At 36.7% G+C, this 21,142-nt stretch carries 16 protein-coding genes and 1 tRNA gene; 5 read left to right on the forward strand and 12 right to left on the reverse strand.

The features are described 5' to 3' along the window. Positions 1 to 369 (forward strand): REP-associated tyrosine transposase (locus ATS71_RS09585; protein ID WP_235591461.1); only part of this gene is annotated, 369 nt, incomplete at its 5' end. Positions 370 to 626: 257 nt separating this feature from the next. Here ATS71_RS09585 and ATS71_RS09590 read toward each other — a convergent pair. The 12 genes from ATS71_RS09590 to ATS71_RS09645 all read right to left on the reverse strand — a co-directional run bounded on the left by ATS71_RS09590 (position 627) and on the right by ATS71_RS09645 (position 15,125). After that, positions 627 to 2,561, reverse strand: a complete 1,935-nt coding sequence (locus ATS71_RS09590) for a polysaccharide biosynthesis protein (RefSeq protein ID WP_058404634.1) — start codon at positions 2,559 to 2,561, stop codon at positions 627 to 629. A 162-nt stretch (positions 2,562 to 2,723) separates the two neighbouring features. Beyond that, the gene (locus tag ATS71_RS09595; RefSeq protein WP_058404635.1) at positions 2,724 to 3,272 is read right to left on the reverse strand and encodes a sugar transferase; all 549 of its coding nucleotides are present in this window, start codon (positions 3,270 to 3,272) and stop codon (positions 2,724 to 2,726) included. Between the two features lie 8 nt (positions 3,273 to 3,280). Continuing rightward, a complete protein-coding gene (locus ATS71_RS09600; protein ID WP_058404636.1) occupies positions 3,281 to 4,198 on the reverse strand; it encodes a UDP-glucose 4-epimerase family protein in 918 nt (305 codons plus the stop codon). Continuing rightward, the gene (locus tag ATS71_RS09605; protein WP_058404637.1) at positions 4,195 to 5,331 is read right to left on the reverse strand and encodes a glycosyltransferase family 4 protein; all 1,137 of its coding nucleotides are present in this window, start codon (positions 5,329 to 5,331) and stop codon (positions 4,195 to 4,197) included. The genes ATS71_RS09600 and ATS71_RS09605 overlap by 4 nt, the downstream gene beginning before the upstream one ends. A gap of 10 nt (positions 5,332 to 5,341) precedes the next feature. Next, on the reverse strand, positions 5,342 to 6,211 hold the full coding sequence (locus tag ATS71_RS09610) for an ATP-grasp fold amidoligase family protein (RefSeq protein WP_058404638.1): 870 nt from the start codon (positions 6,209 to 6,211) through the stop codon (positions 5,342 to 5,344). A gap of 156 nt (positions 6,212 to 6,367) precedes the next feature. After that, a complete protein-coding gene (locus tag ATS71_RS09615; RefSeq protein WP_058404639.1) occupies positions 6,368 to 7,468 on the reverse strand; it encodes a CapA family protein in 1,101 nt (366 codons plus the stop codon). After that, positions 7,465 to 8,670 (reverse strand): oligosaccharide flippase family protein, encoded by a 1,206-nt coding sequence (locus tag ATS71_RS09620; protein ID WP_058404640.1) that lies wholly within the window; start codon positions 8,668 to 8,670, stop codon positions 7,465 to 7,467. Before ATS71_RS09620 ends, ATS71_RS09615 begins: the two co-directional genes overlap by 4 nt. Positions 8,671 to 8,713: 43 nt before the next feature. Next, a complete protein-coding gene (locus ATS71_RS09625; RefSeq protein ID WP_058404641.1) occupies positions 8,714 to 9,775 on the reverse strand; it encodes a hypothetical protein in 1,062 nt (353 codons plus the stop codon). Next, a complete protein-coding gene (locus tag ATS71_RS09630; RefSeq protein WP_058404642.1) occupies positions 9,775 to 10,704 on the reverse strand; it encodes a Wzz/FepE/Etk N-terminal domain-containing protein in 930 nt (309 codons plus the stop codon). The genes ATS71_RS09625 and ATS71_RS09630 overlap by 1 nt, the downstream gene beginning before the upstream one ends. Further along, entirely contained in the window at positions 10,705 to 13,374 is a 2,670-nt protein-coding gene (locus tag ATS71_RS09635) for an SLBB domain-containing protein (protein ID WP_058404643.1), read from the reverse strand. Positions 13,375 to 13,496: 122 nt separating this feature from the next. Continuing rightward, positions 13,497 to 14,279: a DUF481 domain-containing protein gene (locus tag ATS71_RS09640; protein WP_058404644.1), complete on the reverse strand. Its 783-nt coding sequence runs from the start codon at positions 14,277 to 14,279 to the stop codon at positions 13,497 to 13,499. 27 nt (positions 14,280 to 14,306) lie between these two features. Beyond that, positions 14,307 to 15,125 (reverse strand): mechanosensitive ion channel family protein, encoded by an 819-nt coding sequence (locus ATS71_RS09645; RefSeq protein ID WP_058404645.1) that lies wholly within the window; start codon positions 15,123 to 15,125, stop codon positions 14,307 to 14,309. A 274-nt stretch (positions 15,126 to 15,399) separates the two neighbouring features. Between ATS71_RS09645 and ATS71_RS09650 the strand changes: the two genes are divergently transcribed. The 4 genes from ATS71_RS09650 to ATS71_RS09665 all read left to right on the forward strand — a co-directional run. Continuing rightward, positions 15,400 to 15,475: transfer RNA gene (locus ATS71_RS09650), tRNA-His, on the forward strand. 247 nt (positions 15,476 to 15,722) lie between these two features. Next, positions 15,723 to 17,048 (forward strand): porin family protein, encoded by a 1,326-nt coding sequence (locus ATS71_RS09655; protein ID WP_058404646.1) that lies wholly within the window; start codon positions 15,723 to 15,725, stop codon positions 17,046 to 17,048. Positions 17,049 to 17,060: 12 nt separating this feature from the next. Continuing rightward, on the forward strand, positions 17,061 to 18,173 hold the full coding sequence (locus ATS71_RS09660) for a FecR family protein (protein WP_058404647.1): 1,113 nt from the start codon (positions 17,061 to 17,063) through the stop codon (positions 18,171 to 18,173). 40 nt (positions 18,174 to 18,213) lie between these two features. Then, positions 18,214 to 21,142, forward strand: a 2,929-nt coding sequence (locus ATS71_RS09665) for an Ig-like domain-containing protein (protein WP_152995672.1), incomplete at its 3' end; no start/stop codon positions are given.

The following is a 21,142-nucleotide window of genomic DNA, read 5'->3' on the forward strand; positions in this document are numbered from 1 at the left end:
AAGCCATTATTTTCTAACTACGTAAATGCACGTCTAATCACTAAAGAACTGTTTTTATTTTCTAAAAGTAATTCAATAAACACTATTTGTTACGTAGTTATGCCTGATCATGTTCATTGGTTCTTCCAGCTTAGTGGTACTGCGAACCTATCAGGTGTAGTTAGAAAGTTTAAAAATATTACAACTCATAATCTTAATAAACAAAATAGTACAGACGGAAAAATATGGCAATCAAATTACTATGATCACCAAGTAAGAGATGAAAGGGACTTAATAGCTCAAGCTAGGTATATAGTAGCAAACCCTTTACGCGCAAAGTTAGTAGACAACATAAGCAAATATCCGTATTGGGATTGTGTTTATTTATAGATTTTAATGCGCCAGCAAGCAAGGCGCCTACGTGGTGTTAAATCTTAGTATTAGTGGTTTGAGATACCTTTGTAGGCATAAACTTGCTCATGCGAATTATTAAATGTAAGGCTATTCTTTTAACGCGCCAGCAAGCAAGGCGCCTACGTGGTGTTAAACCTTAGTATTAGTGGTTTGGGGTACCTTTGTAGGCATAAGCTTACTCACGCGGATGGTTAAGATTTAAAACACCTACAATCGTTTGTTATAAAAGCGACTCAAGAACTGCTTATATTAGGCAAAACGGTTACATTTGATTGGCTTGTTTGTTTTTCTTTCCAATTAAGATCGCAAATACCATCCGTAGGAGAAAAAGCTGTGGGCGCTTGTAAAAGTAACTTACGAATTTGAGGATGGTCAGACTCGTCACATGCAATTTTTAGGTTAGCTAAAAATGTATCTAATTCAGCCCATGGCATTTTTATTTCGTGGGCACTGAGTATTCTGGGGTGATCTGTTCCTGTCACGTTATCGCCAATCAACAGCTCTTCGTATAACTTTTCACCAGGGCGCAAGCCAGTACATTTAATTTCTATATCGCCATTAGGTCGTTTTTCATGTTTAACTTCTAACCCAGACAAGTGCACCATTTTTGTTGCAAGGTCTTTAATTTTTACAGGCTCTCCCATATCAAGCACAAAAACGTCGCCACCTACTCCCATAGCCCCCGCTTGTATAACAAGTTGAGCGGCCTCTGGTATGGTCATAAAATATCGCGTTATGTCTTGATGGGTTAATGTTATTGGACCACCCGCTTTTATTTGTTTTCTGAAAAGCGGCACAACAGAGCCTGAAGAACCCAATACATTACCAAATCTAACCATGGTAAAACGTGTTGTATTTTGCACTTCCGAAAGGCCTTGCAGCACCAATTCGGCCATACGCTTAGTTGTACCCATTATATTTGTTGGGCGAACAGCCTTATCAGTAGACACTAAAACAAATGTTTCTACATTGGTAAAAATGGCTGCGGTTGCCACGTTATAGGTTCCGTAAACATTGTTGCGAACACCTTCAACTACGTTATGTTCTACCAGTGGAACATGTTTATAAGCTGCGGCATGGTAAACAGTTTGAATACTAAAAGTTGAAAATGTTGATTCAACAAGCTTTTTATTTTGTATAGAGCCGAGTATTGGTAAAACTTCAATATTTAGATTATTTGCAGAGCAATATTCTGAAAGTTCTTTTTCTATAGCGTATAAAGCAAACTCTGAAAGCTCAAACAACACAATTTTTGTTGGATTATTTTTTATTATTTGCCTACATAGCTCTGAGCCTATTGAACCACCGGCGCCAGTAACCATAACGGCTTTATTTGTGATATTTGATGACATTAAATCTTGTCTTGGTTTAACTGACTCTCTTCCAAGTAAGTCATCAATTTCTACATCCTTAATTGCATCAACGCTTGTAGTGCCCGACACTATATCGGCCATTCCTGGTATGGTCATTACTTGTAACTTGTACTTTTCAATAGAGTTAAGGACTTCTTTTCGACGACTTCGGGAGGTGCTTGGTAGAGCAAGTAAAATTTTGTTAACAGATTTTTGCTCAGCAACTTCAGCTATCTGTGAAGGTGAATACACGCAGGCACCTTGTATTAATGATAAGTGTTTTTTAGGATCATCATCTATAAATGCAACAGGTGAGTATTCTGGCCCACTAGCAAGCGCAGTCGCTAATTGCCGACCTGCAGAGCCTGCGCCATATATAATAACCCCTTCTTTGCGGCGCATAGTGATTTGCCCGACAATGGCGCGCACTGTTAACCTTGATCCACCAACAAATAAAATGCAAAAACTAGCGTATATAAATGGTACGGTACGTGGAACAGCCGCACTTAAAAAGAAAGACAAAACCGTTAAATATAATGTAGATAGCACCACGCCAGCGGCAATAGCCCACATAGCTTGTGTATTCAAATAACGTAAAACAGCTCTGTATAATCCTAGCTTTACAAAACTAAATAAACTAAGTGGTAGTAGTGTGGCTAGTAATAACCAGGTATGTATATTTTTTAAAACAACGGTGCTGTCTAGCCTAAGTAGAAAAGCAAGCCAAAAAGCGATTATTATAAAAACGCTGTCGATAAGGAGAGAAATAATTCTTTTTTGAGGGCGCGGTAAACTAACTAAAAACTTTAAAAACACAATACATTTCCCTGAAGTCAGCAATCACATTGCTATTCTATTGGTTACAATTTTACTACAACATGAACAACCAATGCACTTAATAAATAAAGACTATAGGTAATATTTTATATAGTCTTTATGTATTTGGTTATTTTTTGTAAATTTGTGTATAAAATTTGGCTATTTTACCCTATCGCCACTACCACTCCCTGTTACTGTTTGCAGTATGTATGTAAAGTAATTTTTAAGATTTAGCGTGGTTATCATTTTTTCATCTGTTTGAGCCAGTAACTCAGGTGTAGACATATCAATCTCATTTACTTGAGCCAACCCTGTAATACCCGGGCGAACATTGTATATATTCTTTGCTTCACGAGCCTGAGTAAGTTCTTGCTGATTAAATAGTCCTGGGCGAGGCCCAACTAAACTCATTTCACCTTTAAGTACATTCCAAAGCTGCGGTAGTTCGTCTAACTTTGTTTTACGTAAAAAGCCACCAAACGGTGTAATAGATGCAGTACTTGCTAAGTGGCTTGCTACCGAGGCTGTATCAACAGTCATTGTTCTAAACTTGACCAAGGTAAATGGTTTTTTATTGCGACCAACGCGCTCTTGTTTAAAAATAGGCGACCCTGTATCAAATAAGCCAATTATGTATAGAGCTATTAAAAATGGCATAGTAAGTATTAAACCCACTAATGAGAACAAAATGTCGAGTGTACGAATCATTAACTAACCTATTTAATTTTTGCTGATAACTTAAAACCATCTTCAACTGAATATGGAGGTGACCAATTAAGTGTATTTTTTGTGTGACTGATATCTACTTGTAGCGACCCAATTAATCTATCGACTACCTGTTTTTTGCCTAACATTGCACCAGAAATTGAAAATAGTGCTGGCGGTACTGGGAGCGCCAAGTTTGACTTACCTTGTACCTTAGCCATCAATTGTACCATTTCGGCAGTAGAAAGGTCATCATCATCACTTACTAAAAACACTTGATTAGCCGCATTTGGGTGCTCAACACACACTTTTATAAGATCAACTAAATTATATACAGATACTAAGCTTCTCTTATTTTTGTTTATTGATCTAAAAGGTAGAGGTAAACCTTTGTTTACTAACCTCATCAGAGATGCAAAGTTAGCTTTTACCCCTTTCCCATATACTAAAGGAGGCCTTATAATTACTATTTCCATACCTGTTTGTTTCCCTAAAACTAGCAATTGTTGCTCTGCTTCTGCTTTAGAAACCCCGTATGGATCTTCTGGGACGTTTTCTTGCTCGTTAAAAGGAGCTCGGCCTGTTGTACTTTCACCATTTACTTTGATAGTACTTATAAATATAAAACGTTTAACACCAGCTTGAGCAGCTTGAGTCGCTAAATTTAAGGTTCCTTTTGTATTTACAGCCCTAAATTCATCTATTGGGTTTGCTGAATTATCATTCATTATGTGTACACGGGCGGCGCAGTGTATAAGTACTTTAACTCTACTTAAATCTACATTTTGAACTGGGTTACTAAGATCAAAAAATTGATGTTTGTAGCTACCCATAATTGGCTTGCGCCCTAATAACACACACTCTTCGGTATTTATTTTTTTTAGTAGCTCTGTGCCAACAAAGCCACTATAACCAGTAATAGCGATCATAGTTTATTATCCAGCAATCCTTTATATATTTTGATGTGAGTATCTACGACAGCTTTAACATCAAACTCTTTTTCTGCAAATGCTCTGGCTTTAACACCCATTATTCTACGTTGCTCTGTGTTATTGATTAGTTGTATAAACGCATCAGCAAGTGAAAGTCCATCCATAGGTGGAACGGCTAGCCCTGTTACGTTATTAATTATGGCATCACTACAACCTGGATTTGTAGTTGTTACAATAGCTCTACCGCATGCTGCCGCTTCAATTAATACTTTTGGTACGCCCTCACCATAAAAGGAAGGGAGAGTAACGATATTTACATCTGAAAAAATAGCCGGTATGTCGTTGCGATGCCCTAAGTAATCAATAACACCTTCTTCAACCCATATATCTATTTCAGATTGCTTTACTGTATTAGGGTTTTCTAAATCGGGAGTACCTATAAGTAAAAGCTCTGTATTAGGAAACTGCCCCTTAACTATCTTGGCGGCTTCTATATATTGATAAACACCTTTTTCTCGTAGTAAACGACAAGCCATCGCAATCTTAATATGTGGGCGTTTTATTTCCGAAGTATGGTTATATACTGATAAATCGGCACCAGAACCCTTAATAAGCACCTTATCGTTAGACTTTAGACTAGCAACTTCGGTAAGTATTTTTTCATCCGACCTATTTTGAAAAATAACCATTTTATTTTGATGCGCAAGTGCAACTTTATAAACTATTGAAGCTATAAACTTAGTCAGCTTTGCTCTAAAAGTATTTGCTGTAAATACATAACCTAAGCCTGATATAGCCGCTACAAACGGTATTTTTTTCTTAAACGTTTTTAGTACTAGACCTACATATAAAACAGGCTTTATTGTTACTGCATGAATGACTGAAGGCTGTTCTGAAGCTATTAATTTTCGTACTGCTTTTAATGTTCTCAACTCATTACTAATACTGCCACCGCTTCTACTAAATGGCAGTTCAACAACGTTAAACCCCATATTTATAAGCTCTTGTTTATGCTTTGTAAAATGACAAGCTATAGTTACATCGTAACCACTTTTTAGGGCTTCTACTGCAATTGGTAAGCGGTGCGAAACAAAAAACCAATCTACATTAATAATCAACAATAACTTCATTAGCTTACCTTTATAACGTTTTCAATTTCCATGGTTTACCAAATTCAATATCCCATTTTTCGTCAGGGAATTTCTCGAAACCAGCTCCAGGGTATACAGTTAGCTCGCCAAATGTGACTTGGTTTTTATACCAGTAAAAATCCACACGAATAAAATCAAAAGCTTCACCTAGTTTTTCAGCTGCAATTATCATGTCTTGTAAAAACTCAGGTTGTTTAGGCGGTGGCGATTTACGCAAGTAAGAAAAGTCAAAGTCTAGCTCTTGCCAATTTTTATCAAACATATTTCGTTTATGATCGATAAATCGGTCTGAATCAAGCTGAATAAAGTGAACCTTTCCATGATAAACAAAAAACTTATAATCATCGGGCTCCTTTCCTTCAAAGTCTAAAAATTCTTCAATAAAGACTTTCCTAGTAATGTTTTGATATGCCCATTCACCTAACGCAGACGCCTGATCATGTTTTAACCAGTTTTCACTCAATGACTTCATTTTTGCTTTTGAAAGATGGCTACCATTTTTTATAATTTCAATGGTCTGGCTAGTATGATTTGCTTTAAATACGTAATTATCAGGTAATTGTTTGTAATCTAACGAATCAATACCCTCTGGTGAACTCGCTTCCCATAACGTTTTTGGTATATAAATGTTATTAATTATTTCTTTTACATATCTCTTTGACTCGATTTTATCTGCAGCGATAGGTAATAAAGGATCTCTATCATTAATTTTTTTTACTTGTAGTTTTTCATTAAATTTTATCGGTTTTGAAAAATTACAAAATTGCTTAAAACGCCTAAAGAATAATAGTTGCATTCTTACCTTAATTGGTAATATTGATACAACGCCAGAAAAAAGCCTATATTGTAAGCTTGCCATATTAATACCTTTGACTTTAAAAATAAAAATAGTGTAATAAATAATATTTCACTAAAAACAGTAACCAAGTTATAAAATTATAAGTACACTATAAAATTTATGACTGTCTAACCTTACGTATTTGTAAAGAAGAAAATTATATATACATTAAAATAATTACTTTTTTATATAATTCTTATACTTATAAGAATAGAAATAAGCGTTTAATTTATTATTGAAAACCCTAAAAAATGTACTTGGCCTTAACCTACTTTTAAACCACTTAAAATCTCTTCTGGCTGACCTTTTAGTTTTCATGTTTTTAATTTCTGATGTTCTTAAATTTTGTAATTCACTAAAATCAAGCTTAAGTAACTCGGATCTTTCTGCTATGACTTTTTTGGCTTCTATACAATTTAAAACAAAATCACCTTTGTATAATGAAAAAGGAATTTCTTTAAAAGCACTTAGTTGTTTATTTTTTATATCTATAGATAGAATAAAAGAGCAAGCGTTTATAAATGCTTGTTCAACTAAAAGACTGCCCGTTCTATGGTCGTAAATATCGTCAAATAAACAGTTCCCTTGGCTATATGAAATTAAGCTATTGTTGTGCTTTTCGAGACCTTGAATTACATGAGGATGATGACCATGGTATACATAGTTAAATTCATTAGCTAACTTGCGTGCAAACATAATATCTTCAACGCTTGGTATACTTACGTTCTCAATACCAGAGTGGGCACTTATTATATTAAAATAACCTTCTTCGTCAGCTTTTTTTAATGAGGAAAGTACGTCATCATATTCTAATAAATTGAGCCCATCATTGCTTGAAAACCTATCTTTATAACTAGCGTATGAAGGATCTGTAATATATGAGCAATATCCATGCAATGCTATTTTTTCCCCTCGAATGTTTAAATTTAAACTCTTAGAGTCAACTCCATAATAATCGATGTTATTTTCTTTAAGGGTCATGAGGGTCTCTTGAAGTCCTTTTAAACCAAAATCAAAAATATGGTTATTCGCAAGCGAGACTGCATTAACGCCTAGATACTTCAGAACTTCAATATTATTAATTTCAGACCTAATATAAGCCGACTTAGAGCCAGCTCTTTTCTTATTGCTTGTAAGCGGCGCTTCTAAGTTAGCAACTATGAGATCAAACTCTGATAAGGAATTTTTTAACCCTGATAAAGCATCTAGTACATCGCTTTTATTATTGACACAATATCTTCCAAATAAAGCAATATCACCTAATAATGCTATTTTCATATATTTTCCTTTCGCTGAAACTTATAAAATATTACTAAAGAAGCCATAATAAAATTAACTAAATTCATCAAAATTATGGCACCATTTGAGCCATATTCCTTAATAATAAAAACACTACAGAAGAGTCCAGTTAAACTACCTATCGTTACGATATAACTATATTGTTTTTCTTTTCTGTTTAAATAACAATGCAATTGACCATACGCAACTCTGATTCCAAAAAATAAGATCATCGGTGCTAAAAATGCAATGTTGAAATTTATCTCTTCAACACTCTCATTGATTATTAACCGTGTTAAATAAGGTAAAACTAAAACACTACCAATACATAATAGAGCTGATAGCACTATATAGCGATACGAGAAAAAGTTTTCTTTATCCCTATTTTTAATTAAGTATGGATAGGCAACATTAAAAATAATAAGAAGAAATGAAAGAGAAATATTTACAAATTTTTGAGCCGCAGAAAAGATCCCTACGATTTCATTTGTTGTATAAAAACCAAGAACAAGAACGATGCTGCTTGTGTAAAGTGTAGGTGTAAATTGAACAACAAATGCTTGCACACCATTCTTGTAATAATTAAAAATCCCAGATAATGATGGTAATTTAAAATTATACCAAGAGCTTTTATAGCCATAATAAAATAGAAATAAGGCACTAAAAAGTGATGATATGATAAAAGCTAAAAATACCTCTATATAGCTTGAGCTTTCGGGCATTAAAAAGCTCAAGTATGCGAGTAAGCAAAGTTTAGATATAACACCTACACCACCTAAAGCTTTCATTTTCTCTTTCCCTTGGTATAACCAAGTCGGTATTAAAGCTTCTGCTAGAGCATAGCTCACAGAAAGTAAAAATAGCTTATTATATTCATGTAAAGCTTCGTTCAAAGTAGATAAATAAACTAAGATAAACGATACAAAAAAAAGAATAACTTGAGAACATAAAACATTTATCACATAGCTTGAATGCTTTGCTTTATTTATTTCTGATGCTATATACTTAACAGCTACTAAATTATTTCCATATTGAAAAATTGCAATAAAGTACATTGAAAAGGCAAAGCCTAAAGAGATAAATCCAAATTCTGAAAAACCGAGTTTATTTATTAAAATAGGAAATACGATTAACGGAACTAAAAAATCGACACCTTTGATAGATAACAATGACAACGTATTGATTATGAATTTATGTCGCATAGGACACATTTAATCCTTTTTAGGTTATATAATTAGATTGAAATTAACTTTTAATTTTAAGTCTATTATCAAAACTAAAGTAAAATAAGACCACTAAAATAGCAGGGTAAAAAGCTTCTTTATATCTTATTGCACTTCCAGGATTAAAATAGCCTTGCGGATAATGGCCAATAAATAGCAAGGTAATAAACCCTAACAACATAAAAAATCTTAAAAAGAAAATTCGACTATTTTTTATAGTAGAATTGAATAACAAGATGAGTATGATGGATAGAGTTAATATGCCTTCTATAAAAAATGGCAGCATCATTTTTACTTTTAAGGCTTCAGAAAGCTTAGGCCCAACAAAAGCAACAATCATACCCGCTGGTATTTTATACAACATATCTGAGACACTATCCCATTTATGACTTGGTCTTGAAAAATCACCATCCGCAGAAAAATGTAAGTGAAAAACTTTAATAACGGGATCTAATAATTTGTAAGCTAGAAGAACAAGTAAAATTGAACAAACTATTGCAAATAAAGTTGTGATCATTGACGACATTACTATTTTCTTCCTTTTTGCTATGAATGCTGTAAAAAAAGCTAGCCATAGCAGGCTTGGAGCATATAAGGGTTTAAAGAAAATAACTAAGAAAAACCCTGTAAAAGCTAAAAGAAGTACCTTTTTTGAAATACGTTTACCTAGCCAGCTTTTAATTATTGCCATCAAGTAAAGACTAAAAAAGAAATTAATGATTGCTTCTTTAGAATGGATTGAAGTCCAAATTTGATAAGATGGAGATAAAAACAATAAAAACAGAAAAAGCCAATGCACTTTTTTCATACATAGATCTTTAGTTACTATAACCAAAGAAAACCAAGACAATAACAGTAGAGGTAAATTAGCTAAAAAGTTATAACCAACAATCTTACTAAAAATACTTCCCGTCAAAGACATTAGGTATGCTGTAGACAAAGGGTTATTTCTATTCAGGTAAAAGCCTGATAGGTAGTCTTGAGTATCACCAAGCTTTGTTATACTGCCAATTACATACCAAGCAATTAATCCACAAAACAACTTTGAAATTAAAAGAAGTAATAAAAACTGTTGACGAGACATTACTCTAGGTCCTTAGACCTATACCTGATTAATGAGGCTACAACTCCAAAAATTAAGCCTAGTATAAAGCCAGCTAAAACCACAGCTATACGATTTGGAGATACTGGCTCTTGCTCTACATAAGATTGATCTACAGTCTTGAAGATATATTCACTTTTAGTACTTATAAGCATTTTTGATCTTTGCTCTTTTTCAATTAATGCGTATAAAACTGACTTTAATCCCTCTACATTTGTTTTATCTAATGTTTTATACAAATAGGAAATATTTAAATCAGCCTCTTGTATTTCTTTTTTCTTTATTTTTTTATTTATCTTTTCTACTAATTTGTCCAATATTTCTTTAGCTTTATACGGAGAATAATGCCTCATGATTACTCTTATCAAGCCAGTATTGTCGTCTTTAGATATTGAAAAATTGTCTTTCAGAAATTTTTTGTGAACTTCTAAATCCGATGGTTCCGCCTTGTAAAGACCATCGTATTTTCTAGTCCAAGTGTTGCTTTTAATATTATAAATATCCTCGTCATACAAGACAGTATTGGTTTCTAGTTCCCAGCCTGAACTTGCCATAATTAATGGCTTTAGATTATTTTCAGCAACAAATTCATTTATAAACTCTCTACTTTTCATTACCTCCGTAGCATAGACAGTTTTATCTTGTCCCCCGCCACCTAGTTCAACACCAGCTATAGAAGCAAGACCTCCAAGTTGAGAGCTTAAACCAGCAAAAGAGCTGCTATCGTCATTTTGAGCTGGCATTAATAAAACTTCAGATTTATATATGTTTGCCATGGTTAAAGATAACAAAATAGCCGCAATAACGAAGGTTAGCACTGATATAGAAATCAGAACTTTGCCTTTAATTATTGTCAAATATAACTTTTTTAGGTCAAAGTCTTGATCAGGTAGAGTATTAATATTTTCCATTTATAGGCTCCCAATCGCAGCAACCGCCACACCCAGTTGATAAAGAATCTGGGTAGCTGTGCTCCACAGCGTTAATTTATCCATATGTCCTGCATCCATGGGGACCACTATTGTATCGCCTGGCTCTAACTGGTTTGCATTATTAGCCGCGAACCAGCCTCCTGTATTTGGGATTTCAACAGAGCCGTTGGCTTTAATAATGTAGATGCGATCTTCTGCTGCTCGTTCTTTAAGGCCGCCGCTTAGGTCAATGTAATCATCTACACTTACACCGGCTTTATAAAGGTGCGATGTAGAGTAGTTAACCTCACCAATAATGCTTATAGAGTCACGTTTACTTGGTACGTATAACGTGTCGCCATTTTGAAGTACTAAGTTTTGTTGGTTATTTACTATTAAGGGTAAATCAATAACTAAACGCCCTACCGCTTCAACACTGGCTAAATCGGTTAGTAGCTTATCCATCTCATCGTATGAAAGAGTGTTACCACTTACTGAATTTTGGAAGCTTTTAGAAGCAATATCGCGGCGTAACTCGGTTGATAAGCGGGCTAGTTGTTGTTGCTCTTGCTCTTTTATAGAAACACGGGTAAATATTGCTGCATTTTGTTCTGCAAACTCAGAAAAACCGCCCGCACGCTTAAGTAAATCAGTAAGCGTTTCACCACGTCGAATGGTGTATGTACCCGGGAATTTCAGTTCGCCTTTTAGCTCTACTTTTACATTTTCTTGCCAGTTAGGAATCGAGAAAATGTTAATGCTGTCTTTACTACGAAGGCTAATATTGTTTTGTGATTCACCTTTTAGAGCACTTTCAAGATCAAATCGTACATGTTCTACCTGAGAGGCATCACCTAAAACAATGCGCGTAATTTCAGCTTGTTTAGTATAAGCCGATTCTAATAAGCCACCTGCTGCCGTTACTAGGTCGGCTACTTCGCCGCTTACGGTCAGCGGGTAAATACCTGGGTAAGTTACGTTACCGTTAATTTCAACTAGCTGCATAGCTTGCGCTATTGATGCTTGCTGTTTTAACTTTTCGATAATAGGAAGGAGTAAGTTATGTCGACTAAAAAAGGCATAGTCTTCAGCTTTTAACTCTTGCGCTTGTTCATTAGCTTTACGTTTTGAAATATCAGCAATTGTAAGCGCCTGCCCACTTTCAGTAATGGTTTTTTCTTCTTGATCTATACCAATGTATTTTTCAAACTCTTTTTGCTTAAACTTATGCCATTGCTCAGCTTTAAGTTGTTGCTCTTGTTGCTCTTGGCTTAGCGCCATGTTTTCAAGCGCTGTTTTTTCTATTTCTTTTTCTTCAAAGCGGCTGAATACGATGATTTTGTCATTCGCTTTAAGCGCTAGGTTATTGTCAGCGTTTTTAATAATCGCTTGCGCTACGTCAAATTGGTGCGCTTCTATATCACCATTAATGTTTGTTTCACGAATTAATAAGCCGTAGCTTAAATCTGCCTGCGGGAGTAAATCGCCGCGCACAGACTTAAGTACGTCTGAAATACGTTTACCTTGATACCACTGATAGCTGCCTGGGCGTGCAACTGCACCAATTAGGCTGATTGAATTTTCGTATTGTGAACTTACCGAATTAAAACGAATTCGGTCGCCATCTTTTGGAATATAGTTAATGTTACTTTTGCTAAAATCAACAGAGAGTATTTCTTTACGCTGATTATTAAAACGCTCAACAACCACGTTTTTAGCATAAGCCTCTGGCTTTAATCCACCGGCCATATTCAAAAGTTGTTTAGCCGATTCACCTTGTTTAAGCTCAAAAATAGCAGGGCGTTTTACCAACCCATCAACGGTTACTTGCGCACCAACCGAAGGTACAAATACAACATCCCCTGGTTTTAACACTATATCTTTACTGCTGTCGCCTTTGATGAGTAAATCGTATAAATCGAAATTACTAACCACTTTACCAGCACGCTTAACCTGAATATTACGAAGAGAAGCAATGTCAGATACCCCACCACTGACAAACAATGCATGCGATACGGTGGTTAAAGACGAAACACTGTAGCTACCTGGTTTGTAAGCCTCACCTAATACTAAAATACGCATGCTGCGTAACTGCCCGAGCGATACAAACGCTTTTACGCCTATAACTTCTTGCTCTACTTTTGCATTAATAAGCGCTTTCACTTCTGCAAACGTTAAACCTGCAACTTGAACTGGTGTTAAATCGGGAATGCTAATTCTGCCTTCACGGTCTACTGTAACATCAAAGCTCTCACTTTCTTTACCATAAAAGTTAATGTTTAACTGATCCCCAGGGCCCACTAAATAAGTATCAGGAACAGCCGCACTTTCGTTTGGCATAAACGTGGTTGGTTCGCCGGCAAACAGTGAATACCCGAATGGTTTTAATTCATCTTTTTTGGGATTGAAGCGCTCGTCGTCGCTAAGCTCTTCTCGTTGTGGCTCCGAACGTTCACCAATCGTTGGCTGATCGGTTTGTGTTTGATTACTTGACTGGTTTGACCCTGTGATTGTAGAAAGGTCTACGCCATACTGCTTGGCTAATGCCTCTTGCTGTGATTTAGGTAGTTTTTTAAATTGCTCTAACTGCGACGCTGTCGGCGTAAAAGCCATTGCGTTAATGCTAAATAAAAGAACAAAAGCACTTAATAATTGTGTAAAAACTTTCACGAGTAGGTATATCCCTAGGTCTACAACCAAAATTGGTGGCTATAATACATTAATCTTAGGCAAATAAAAAAGGGACTTTCGCCCCTTTTGTCATTTTAGTGTCACTAATTTAGTGGTTTTGGTTAAAAACTGTAAACTAGTGTGAATGACATCTCTGTGTCTGTGCTTTCTTTGTCATCAGCAACGTCTGAGTTGTTGGTTACGTTAAAAGCCACTTTCATTTGTAGAGAACCATTAATTTTAGCAAGCAATGCAGTTTCTGAACGTGTTTTAGTATTTGTGTCACCGTATTCAACGGCAACTAGCTGAGTAAAACGCGCATTGTCTGAGATTTGCCAGTTGTAGTCTAATTTACCAAGGGCAATCACTTCACCTTCAAACTCACCGGCAAGTGGATTACCATTTTCATCTACTTCAGTGCTGTCATCTGGGTATTCAAAGTATTTGTAACCCGGACCAATCTCTGCGCTTAACCACATTGTTTTTTCATTTAATAAACGTAAGCCATAACCCGCTGAGATTACAGATTCGCTTCGGTATGCACCAAAGTAGTCTGAAACGTGTGAACCATAAATGAATAAATGAGAATGCTCTTCATTTAATTTATAGTTACCTTGGGCTGAAATTGAGTACTTTTCGTTTGTGCGTTGAGTAACTTTGTTACCGTTTGCATCGTCAACTTCATCTTCTTTGTAGATACCATCAAGCTTGTATTCGTTGTTCCAGCTTTCAAGATTGTGTTGTACTTTAATACCACCTTTAAGCGTTGTTGTTTCAGTGTTACCACTAGTAACAATAGCACCAAGCTCACTGGTAACTTCCCACGTTTTTTGCTCTGCATCTTCAGCGAAAGCGTTAGTCGCAGCAGATGCTGCAACTAACACTGATAAAAGCTTTAATTTCATTAAAAATAACCTATTTAATACTAAAAATTAGTCTTGCTTGTGTAAATGAACATCCATTTGCGGAAATGGAATTGAAATATTTGCGTCGTCTAATGCAATTTTAATATTTTCCATTAATGAAAAATATGTAGGCCAGTAGTCAGCAGCATTAACCCAAGGACGCACTACAAAGTTAACACTTGAGTCGCCTAGCTCATTAACAGCTACTGTATAAGCAGGGTCTGTTAGTAAACGAGTCTCTGCATCAAGTACTGATTTTAATACTTCTTTTGCTTGGCGTAAATCAGCATCGTAACCAACACCAATAACTAAATCGATACGACGAGTTGATTCTCTTGAGAAGTTAGTAATAGCGCCCGACATAATTTGAGAGTTAGGAACAATGATTACTTTATTATCTGGTGTGCGAAGTTCAGTTGAAAAAATCTCGATTTTCTTAACCGTACCCATTTTACCGCCAGCTTCAACAAAATCACCCGATTTAAACGGGCGAAGTAAAATAATAAGCACGCCAGATGCAAAGTTAGACAATGAACCTTGCAGCGCTAAACCAACAGCTAAACCAGCCGCACCTAAAATTGCAATAAATGAGGTTGTTTCAATGCCAATTTGCGAAAGCGCCATTAGTACTGTTAATGCAAACACAAGGGTATAAACTATGCTTGCTACAAAAGAGCCAACCGCTTTGTCTACCTGTTTTTTTGCAAACCCTTTTTCTGTTAAGTTAGAACAAAACTTAGAAACCCTACTACCTATTAAAAAGATAATAAGCGCAACAACTGCTTGAATACTATAGTGTAAAATTAAGCCTGAGTTATCATTAAGCCAATTAAGTACTGAATCCATGTTTACTCCAAATGTTTTTGATTAGTGTTTTTCCGGTTAGCATTATACATTAATTTACAATTTGTTCTCATTTATTAATGAATTCATACTATATATATGGCGTATTGTTTATAGTTTTTAATCGCGAACAGCTTGAACAAGCATTCCTGAACTTTCGCTGTACGAGAGTGAATTTTTAGATTTTATTTTTAAATTTAATTTTTTTTAATTTAAGGCTTCACAAGGTTTATTATTTTATGTATTATGCGCGCCACACCAAACAAGGTGTGTAGTGGCGGTTGTAGCTCAGTTGGTAGAGCCCCGGATTGTGATTCCGGTTGTCGCGGGTTCAAGCCCCGTCAATCGCCCCATTTTTCTCTTCTCTTCTTATCTTTCTGCAAAATATATACTCAATCATTAAATACAATTCTTTTTTTAGTCCAACTATATTCTCTCTGTACTGCGAGCCTTGTATTACTCCCCATTAATTACTATTTATGTTTATAGCTAAATATCATTGAATTCATTGTGTATTTTTATTATAAAACGCTTATTTTCTGTTCAAAATCTATTTTTACTGTAAAATATATCTACACTTTTCAAGATATATAATTAAGCATGACTAAACCGATTTTAAAACTTTTCCTTTATAGCTGTTTAACCGCTCTTAGTTTTAGTTCTATTGCGCAGAATAGTAATAGCTACAGCCAGTTTTTGATCGATGTACAAAAGTTAGTCTCTGAAAAAAAATATCGTCAAGCCTACCAGCTAAGCCAAGAACAAAACCAGTATATAGGCGAACCCACTTATGATTTTTTGTTGGGCGTTTCGGCTTTAAAGTTAAATCATACTGCTGAGGCTATTTTTGCTTTTGAGCGCACTATTGAAAGTAACCCAAAGTGGTATGAAGCACGCTTGTTTTTAGCTCGCGCTTATATGGCGGTAAAAAACTTTCCTGCTGCACAAAAGCAAGCATTAATACTTATTAACTCTTCAAGAGCGCCAAACACCATAAAAGCCTCTGCAAAGGCATTGTTAGATAGATCAAATTTACACAGTAAACGAGCCGGTGATTTTTACTCTCAAAATATTGAGTTTGCGTTAGGTGTTGATGGCAACGTAAATGCAGGCACTACAGAAGATACAATTATAATTCCTGAAATTGGTGAATTTTTATTATCACCTGAAAGTAAAAGCACAGATGATAGTTACGCTAAGCTTAATTACTCAGGTAAATATTCCTACCCTATTGATCAACAAAGCGCTGTTGTTATAAACGCTAACGCTGGGTGGTATAAATTCGCTGAACTGAGTCAGTATGACCGCGTTAATGCTCATTTAAGTGCTGCATATAATTATGATATTGGAAGTATTAATTGGCAAGTTCAGGTTTCAACAACGCCTTTGATGCTTGATTCGGAGCTTTATAGAACAGAGTCGGCTATTACCTTGGGTGCTGATTTTGAGTTATCTGACAGTATTAGCCTTTTTGCAGCGCTCAGTGGGGGGGAGTTAAACAACCGATTTGACGACAAGCTCGATAATACATTTTATGCGATTAATACTGGAGTAAGTTATTCAACACAGCATTGGTTTAACCGCTTTAGTGTCAATGTTAAAAATGAAGATGCTGACTTAACTCAGGGAGAGTTTAATAGTCGCCAAAGCACCAGTGTGTACTACCAAGCCAACACTCAATTAGCCAAAAATTGGCAATTACTTTCACTTGCTGGTTACCAATGGATTAATTATCAAGAAGATCATCCTTTATTTTTGCAAAAGCGTGCCGATAACCTACTTATACTCTCGGCTACTGTTCGCTACTTAGTTAATCGTGATTTTGCGTTGCAACTAACCACTAACTATCAGGATAAAAGCAGCAATATTGCTTTGTTCGAATACGACCGTTTAGACATTAATTTAAGCGCCTCTTACTCATTTTAATTTAAGGTATTTATGAAACACATACTTCCTATCATTACCGCCTTACTTTGTGTAAATTTTTATGCGCAAGCAAGTGAGCCAGCGGGTAAAACAATTTTGGCCCGTGGCTCTGTATTAGCAACAAATGAGGCAGACCAGCAACGTCAATTGCAGCGTCGTGATACTGTTTTTGGTATAGACCGAATAACGACTGGCAACCAAAGTAAAGCGCAGTTTTCAATGTTAGATGGCGGTTTAATTTCTTTAAAAGAAAATTCAGAACTTAATATAGCCAATTACCAGTTTGATAAAAACACACAACAAGGGTCGGCATCTATCGAGTTACTTAAAGGCGGCCTGCGTTCTATATCTGGCGTTATTAAAAAAAATGGCGGTGCTTATGACGTTAAAACCCCTGTGGGGTCAATTGGTATTCGTGGCACGCACTTTGAAGTGCAGTTAGTGGGTAGTGATGTATATATAGCCGTGTGGGATGGTGCAATCGACCTAACACTTACAAATAATAATGTGCTGTCGCTGGGCGATAATGAAGCATTTTCGTTTGCACAAATAACAGGGGCTGGTGATGTTTTTACAACAACACGTGCCGCAGCTGTATTTGATCAAACGGTTGCAACTATTGAGCCCAATAGCGAAAGTGAAGAAACAGAGCAAACTCAAACAGCCTCAACAAACAGCGCCATTTTAGAAGATGATAGCACAGCAGATGCATACTCTGAGCAGCAATTTCAGGCTGTAGATAATGCATCTTTAGTTGACCAAATAGCTCAGCGCCAAGGTATTTTTAACTACAACGCTTCTGATTTTAGCGTGGCTTCAAGTGAAGGAGGCGTTACCGACTTTTCTATGACTATGGCCGTTGATTTTGACAATGGGACAGTGCCCGATGGCGAAATTAGCTTTAATGATGCCGGCGGTACTTGGTATGCGGCCTACAGTGGCTTAATAAATCTGAGTAAACTAGATTTAGCTATTACGTTTGCCTCATACGGAAACAATAAAGCACAAGGTGACATAGACGCGGTGTTTTTGAATGACCTAGATACCATTATTGGTAACTTTCAGTTGAGTGAAATTAATAATCCAGATGTAAACGCGAGCGGCTCTTTTATATTAGAACCGTAAACACATTGGATAGACCGCTTTTATTTTGGAGTATTAAATAATGACCGCAAAAAAACACCTTTTGCTTGGTTCAATGATGTTTGCATTAAGTGCTTGTGGAGGCTCAGATGAGCAACAACCTCAAGCGCAGGCGCCTACATCTACAGTTAACCCACCAGCAGTTGCAAGTTATGTAAATTTAGCGGGCGTTTTAGCCAGTAATAAAACAACACAAATACAGATTTTAGGTGAAAATACCGCGAGTCGCGGCGCTGTAGGCTCAGCACTAGCAAACTCGCAAGCTACTATTAGCTTTACTCAAACAGAAACAGTACAGGGTAATGTTTCATTTTTACTTAACGCCCGCGATCCCGACGGCATTAGCGAAATAAACTTAGTATTGCCAAGTGTTAATAAAAGCCTACCTATTTGTTCATCTAATTGTGGTATCGAATACGAGCGTTCTGTTATTGGCCTTAGCCCATCTATGTATGGTGTAAGTGCCGGAGATTTACGTTTAGAAATATGGATTACAGATACACTCCAAAACCAAGTACTTGCCGATGCAATTACATTTAGCTGGCAACCTCATCAAATTGAGGGAGTAACAGCTCAACGCGAAGATCAAGGTATTAACCTTACTTGGCAAGCCAACACTGAGCTAAACCGTTACAACGTATACATTGCCACCCAACCGGGTGTGTCGCCTTCTAATGTTGATGAACTTGAAAATGGCCAACAATTTTTAAGCATTTCGGACCCTTTTTTTACAATACCAAACACCATTACAAACAAAAGCTATCAAGCTCTTATAACAGGCATAGATGGTAGCGGTGAAAGTGGGTTTTCTAACTTAATAAACATTGCTCCCGTAGGCGGAGAACTTGCTTTTGCCCCAACAGCCAACAACGATATATTTGAAATTGATGAAGATACTACCCTTCAAGGTAATGTACTAACAAACGATACGAATCCGTATAGCGGACAGCTCCTTGCCAACACACAAGTATTAGTAGCCCCTTCGCATGGCTCAGTAACTATGACCGAATCGGGTGATTTTACTTATCAGCCTGCGCTTAACTTTAATGGTGAAGATGCATTTAGCTATCAAATTATTAACGAGCTAGGCAGAACCGACACCGCGGTTGTGGCAATAACTATCAACCCAATTAATGATGCGCCTACTGCCCTAAACAATACCTATAGTATTTCAAGTGATGGTACGTTAACTGTTTCAGCTCCCGGTTTGTTAGGTAATGATAGCGATGTTGATTTAGATGAACTTACGGTTGATGTAGCGCCTGTTAATGAGCCGCTGCGCGGACAGCTAACCTTATTTGCTGACGGTAGCTTTGAATACCAAGGCGAACCAAATATGCAAGGTGAAGATAACTTTCAATATAAAGTTATTGATAACCAAGGCGGTGAAGCTACAGCAAGTGTATTTATTGTAAGCACCAATACTAACTCGGCCCCCGTTGCTAATAACGATAGTTATAACGTAAACGAAGATAATACGCTTGTTGTCTCTGCTGAAAATGGGGTACTTAGTAATGATATCGATCCTAACGGTGACACATTTACGGTAGACGACACCTTTATAGTTGCCCCTACTCACGGGCAACTTTTGCTTAGCATTGATGGCAGCTTTAGTTACATACCTGATGCTAACTTTAATGGGGTAGATCAGTTTCAATACGCAGCCATTGACTCTTTAGGTGCGAGTGCAACAGCGACTGTCACTATCATTGTAAATAGCCAGCCAGATAACCCGGTTGCGCAAAACGATGCTTATCAGTTTGCCCGAAATAGTTTGTTTTCGGTATCAGCAGAAAGTGGCGTACTCGCTAACGACTTCAATATAGAAACTGGCGAACTTAATGTAAACACTTCCCCTGTTATTGCTCCTCAAAACGGCACGCTCACTTTGAATAGTGATGGTTCATTTACTTATCAACCCAATGCTGATTTTTCTGGTGTTGATAGCTTTTCTTATTCAATTTCAAACGAGCAAGGCCTTATCGCAACCGCTCAAGTAACCCTGAGTGAAAGTGGAAATAACACCTTCCCTGAGGCAAGCGATGATCAGTTCACAATAGATGAAGATAGCAGCGCAGCACAACTTAATGTATTAGCAAATGACACCGATGCTAACGGCGATACCATTACACTATTTAATGTAAATAGCACACTTGGCTCAGCAAGCATTGTTAATGGGCAAATTGAATATACCCCGCCTGCCAACTTTTCTGGCCAAACTGTTCTTACCTACAGTATTACTGATGGGTATGAAAATGGATCGCCTGGTGAAAAAGACAGTTCTGCCAGCGTTACAATTACTGTAACGCCTGTAAATGACGCGCCAGTTGCAAATACTGACCTCATTACAATTAATGAAGATGCACTTACATTATTCGTTAACGTGTTAGCTAATGATTCAGATATTGATGGCGACAGCTTAATATTAAGCGAAGTCTCTGCAAATAGTGGCACTGCACTAATTGTTGAGAATCAAATTCAATACACGCCTGCTGCCAATGCAAACGGTGTAGCAACGGTAACTTATTCAATAACAGATGCGCAAAATGCAAGTGCGACTTCAACACTAAGTATTACTATTTTACCAATCAACGATGCGCCAGTTGCGACTGCTGATACTGCAACCATGGAGGAGGACGCTGCACCCATTACTACTGATGTACTGGCAAACGATTCAGACGTGGATGGTGATAGCTTAGTAATAAATACTGCAAGTGCTGATATAGGCACGGCAACTATTGTAAACAACCAAGTTCAGTACACGCCAGCGGCTAATGCAAGCGGCGTGGCAACAGTGACTTACACTACAAGTGATAACAATGGTGGAACGGCTAGCAGTACATTAGCCATTACAGTTGCCCCAATCAACGATGCCCCCGTTGCCACTGCGGATACTGCAACCATGGATGAAGATGCAGCGCCTATTTCCATTGATGTACTGGCAAACGATT

This window comes from Pseudoalteromonas sp. H71, assembly GCF_001468485.1.
Classification (GTDB): Bacteria; Pseudomonadota; Gammaproteobacteria; order Enterobacterales; family Alteromonadaceae; genus Pseudoalteromonas.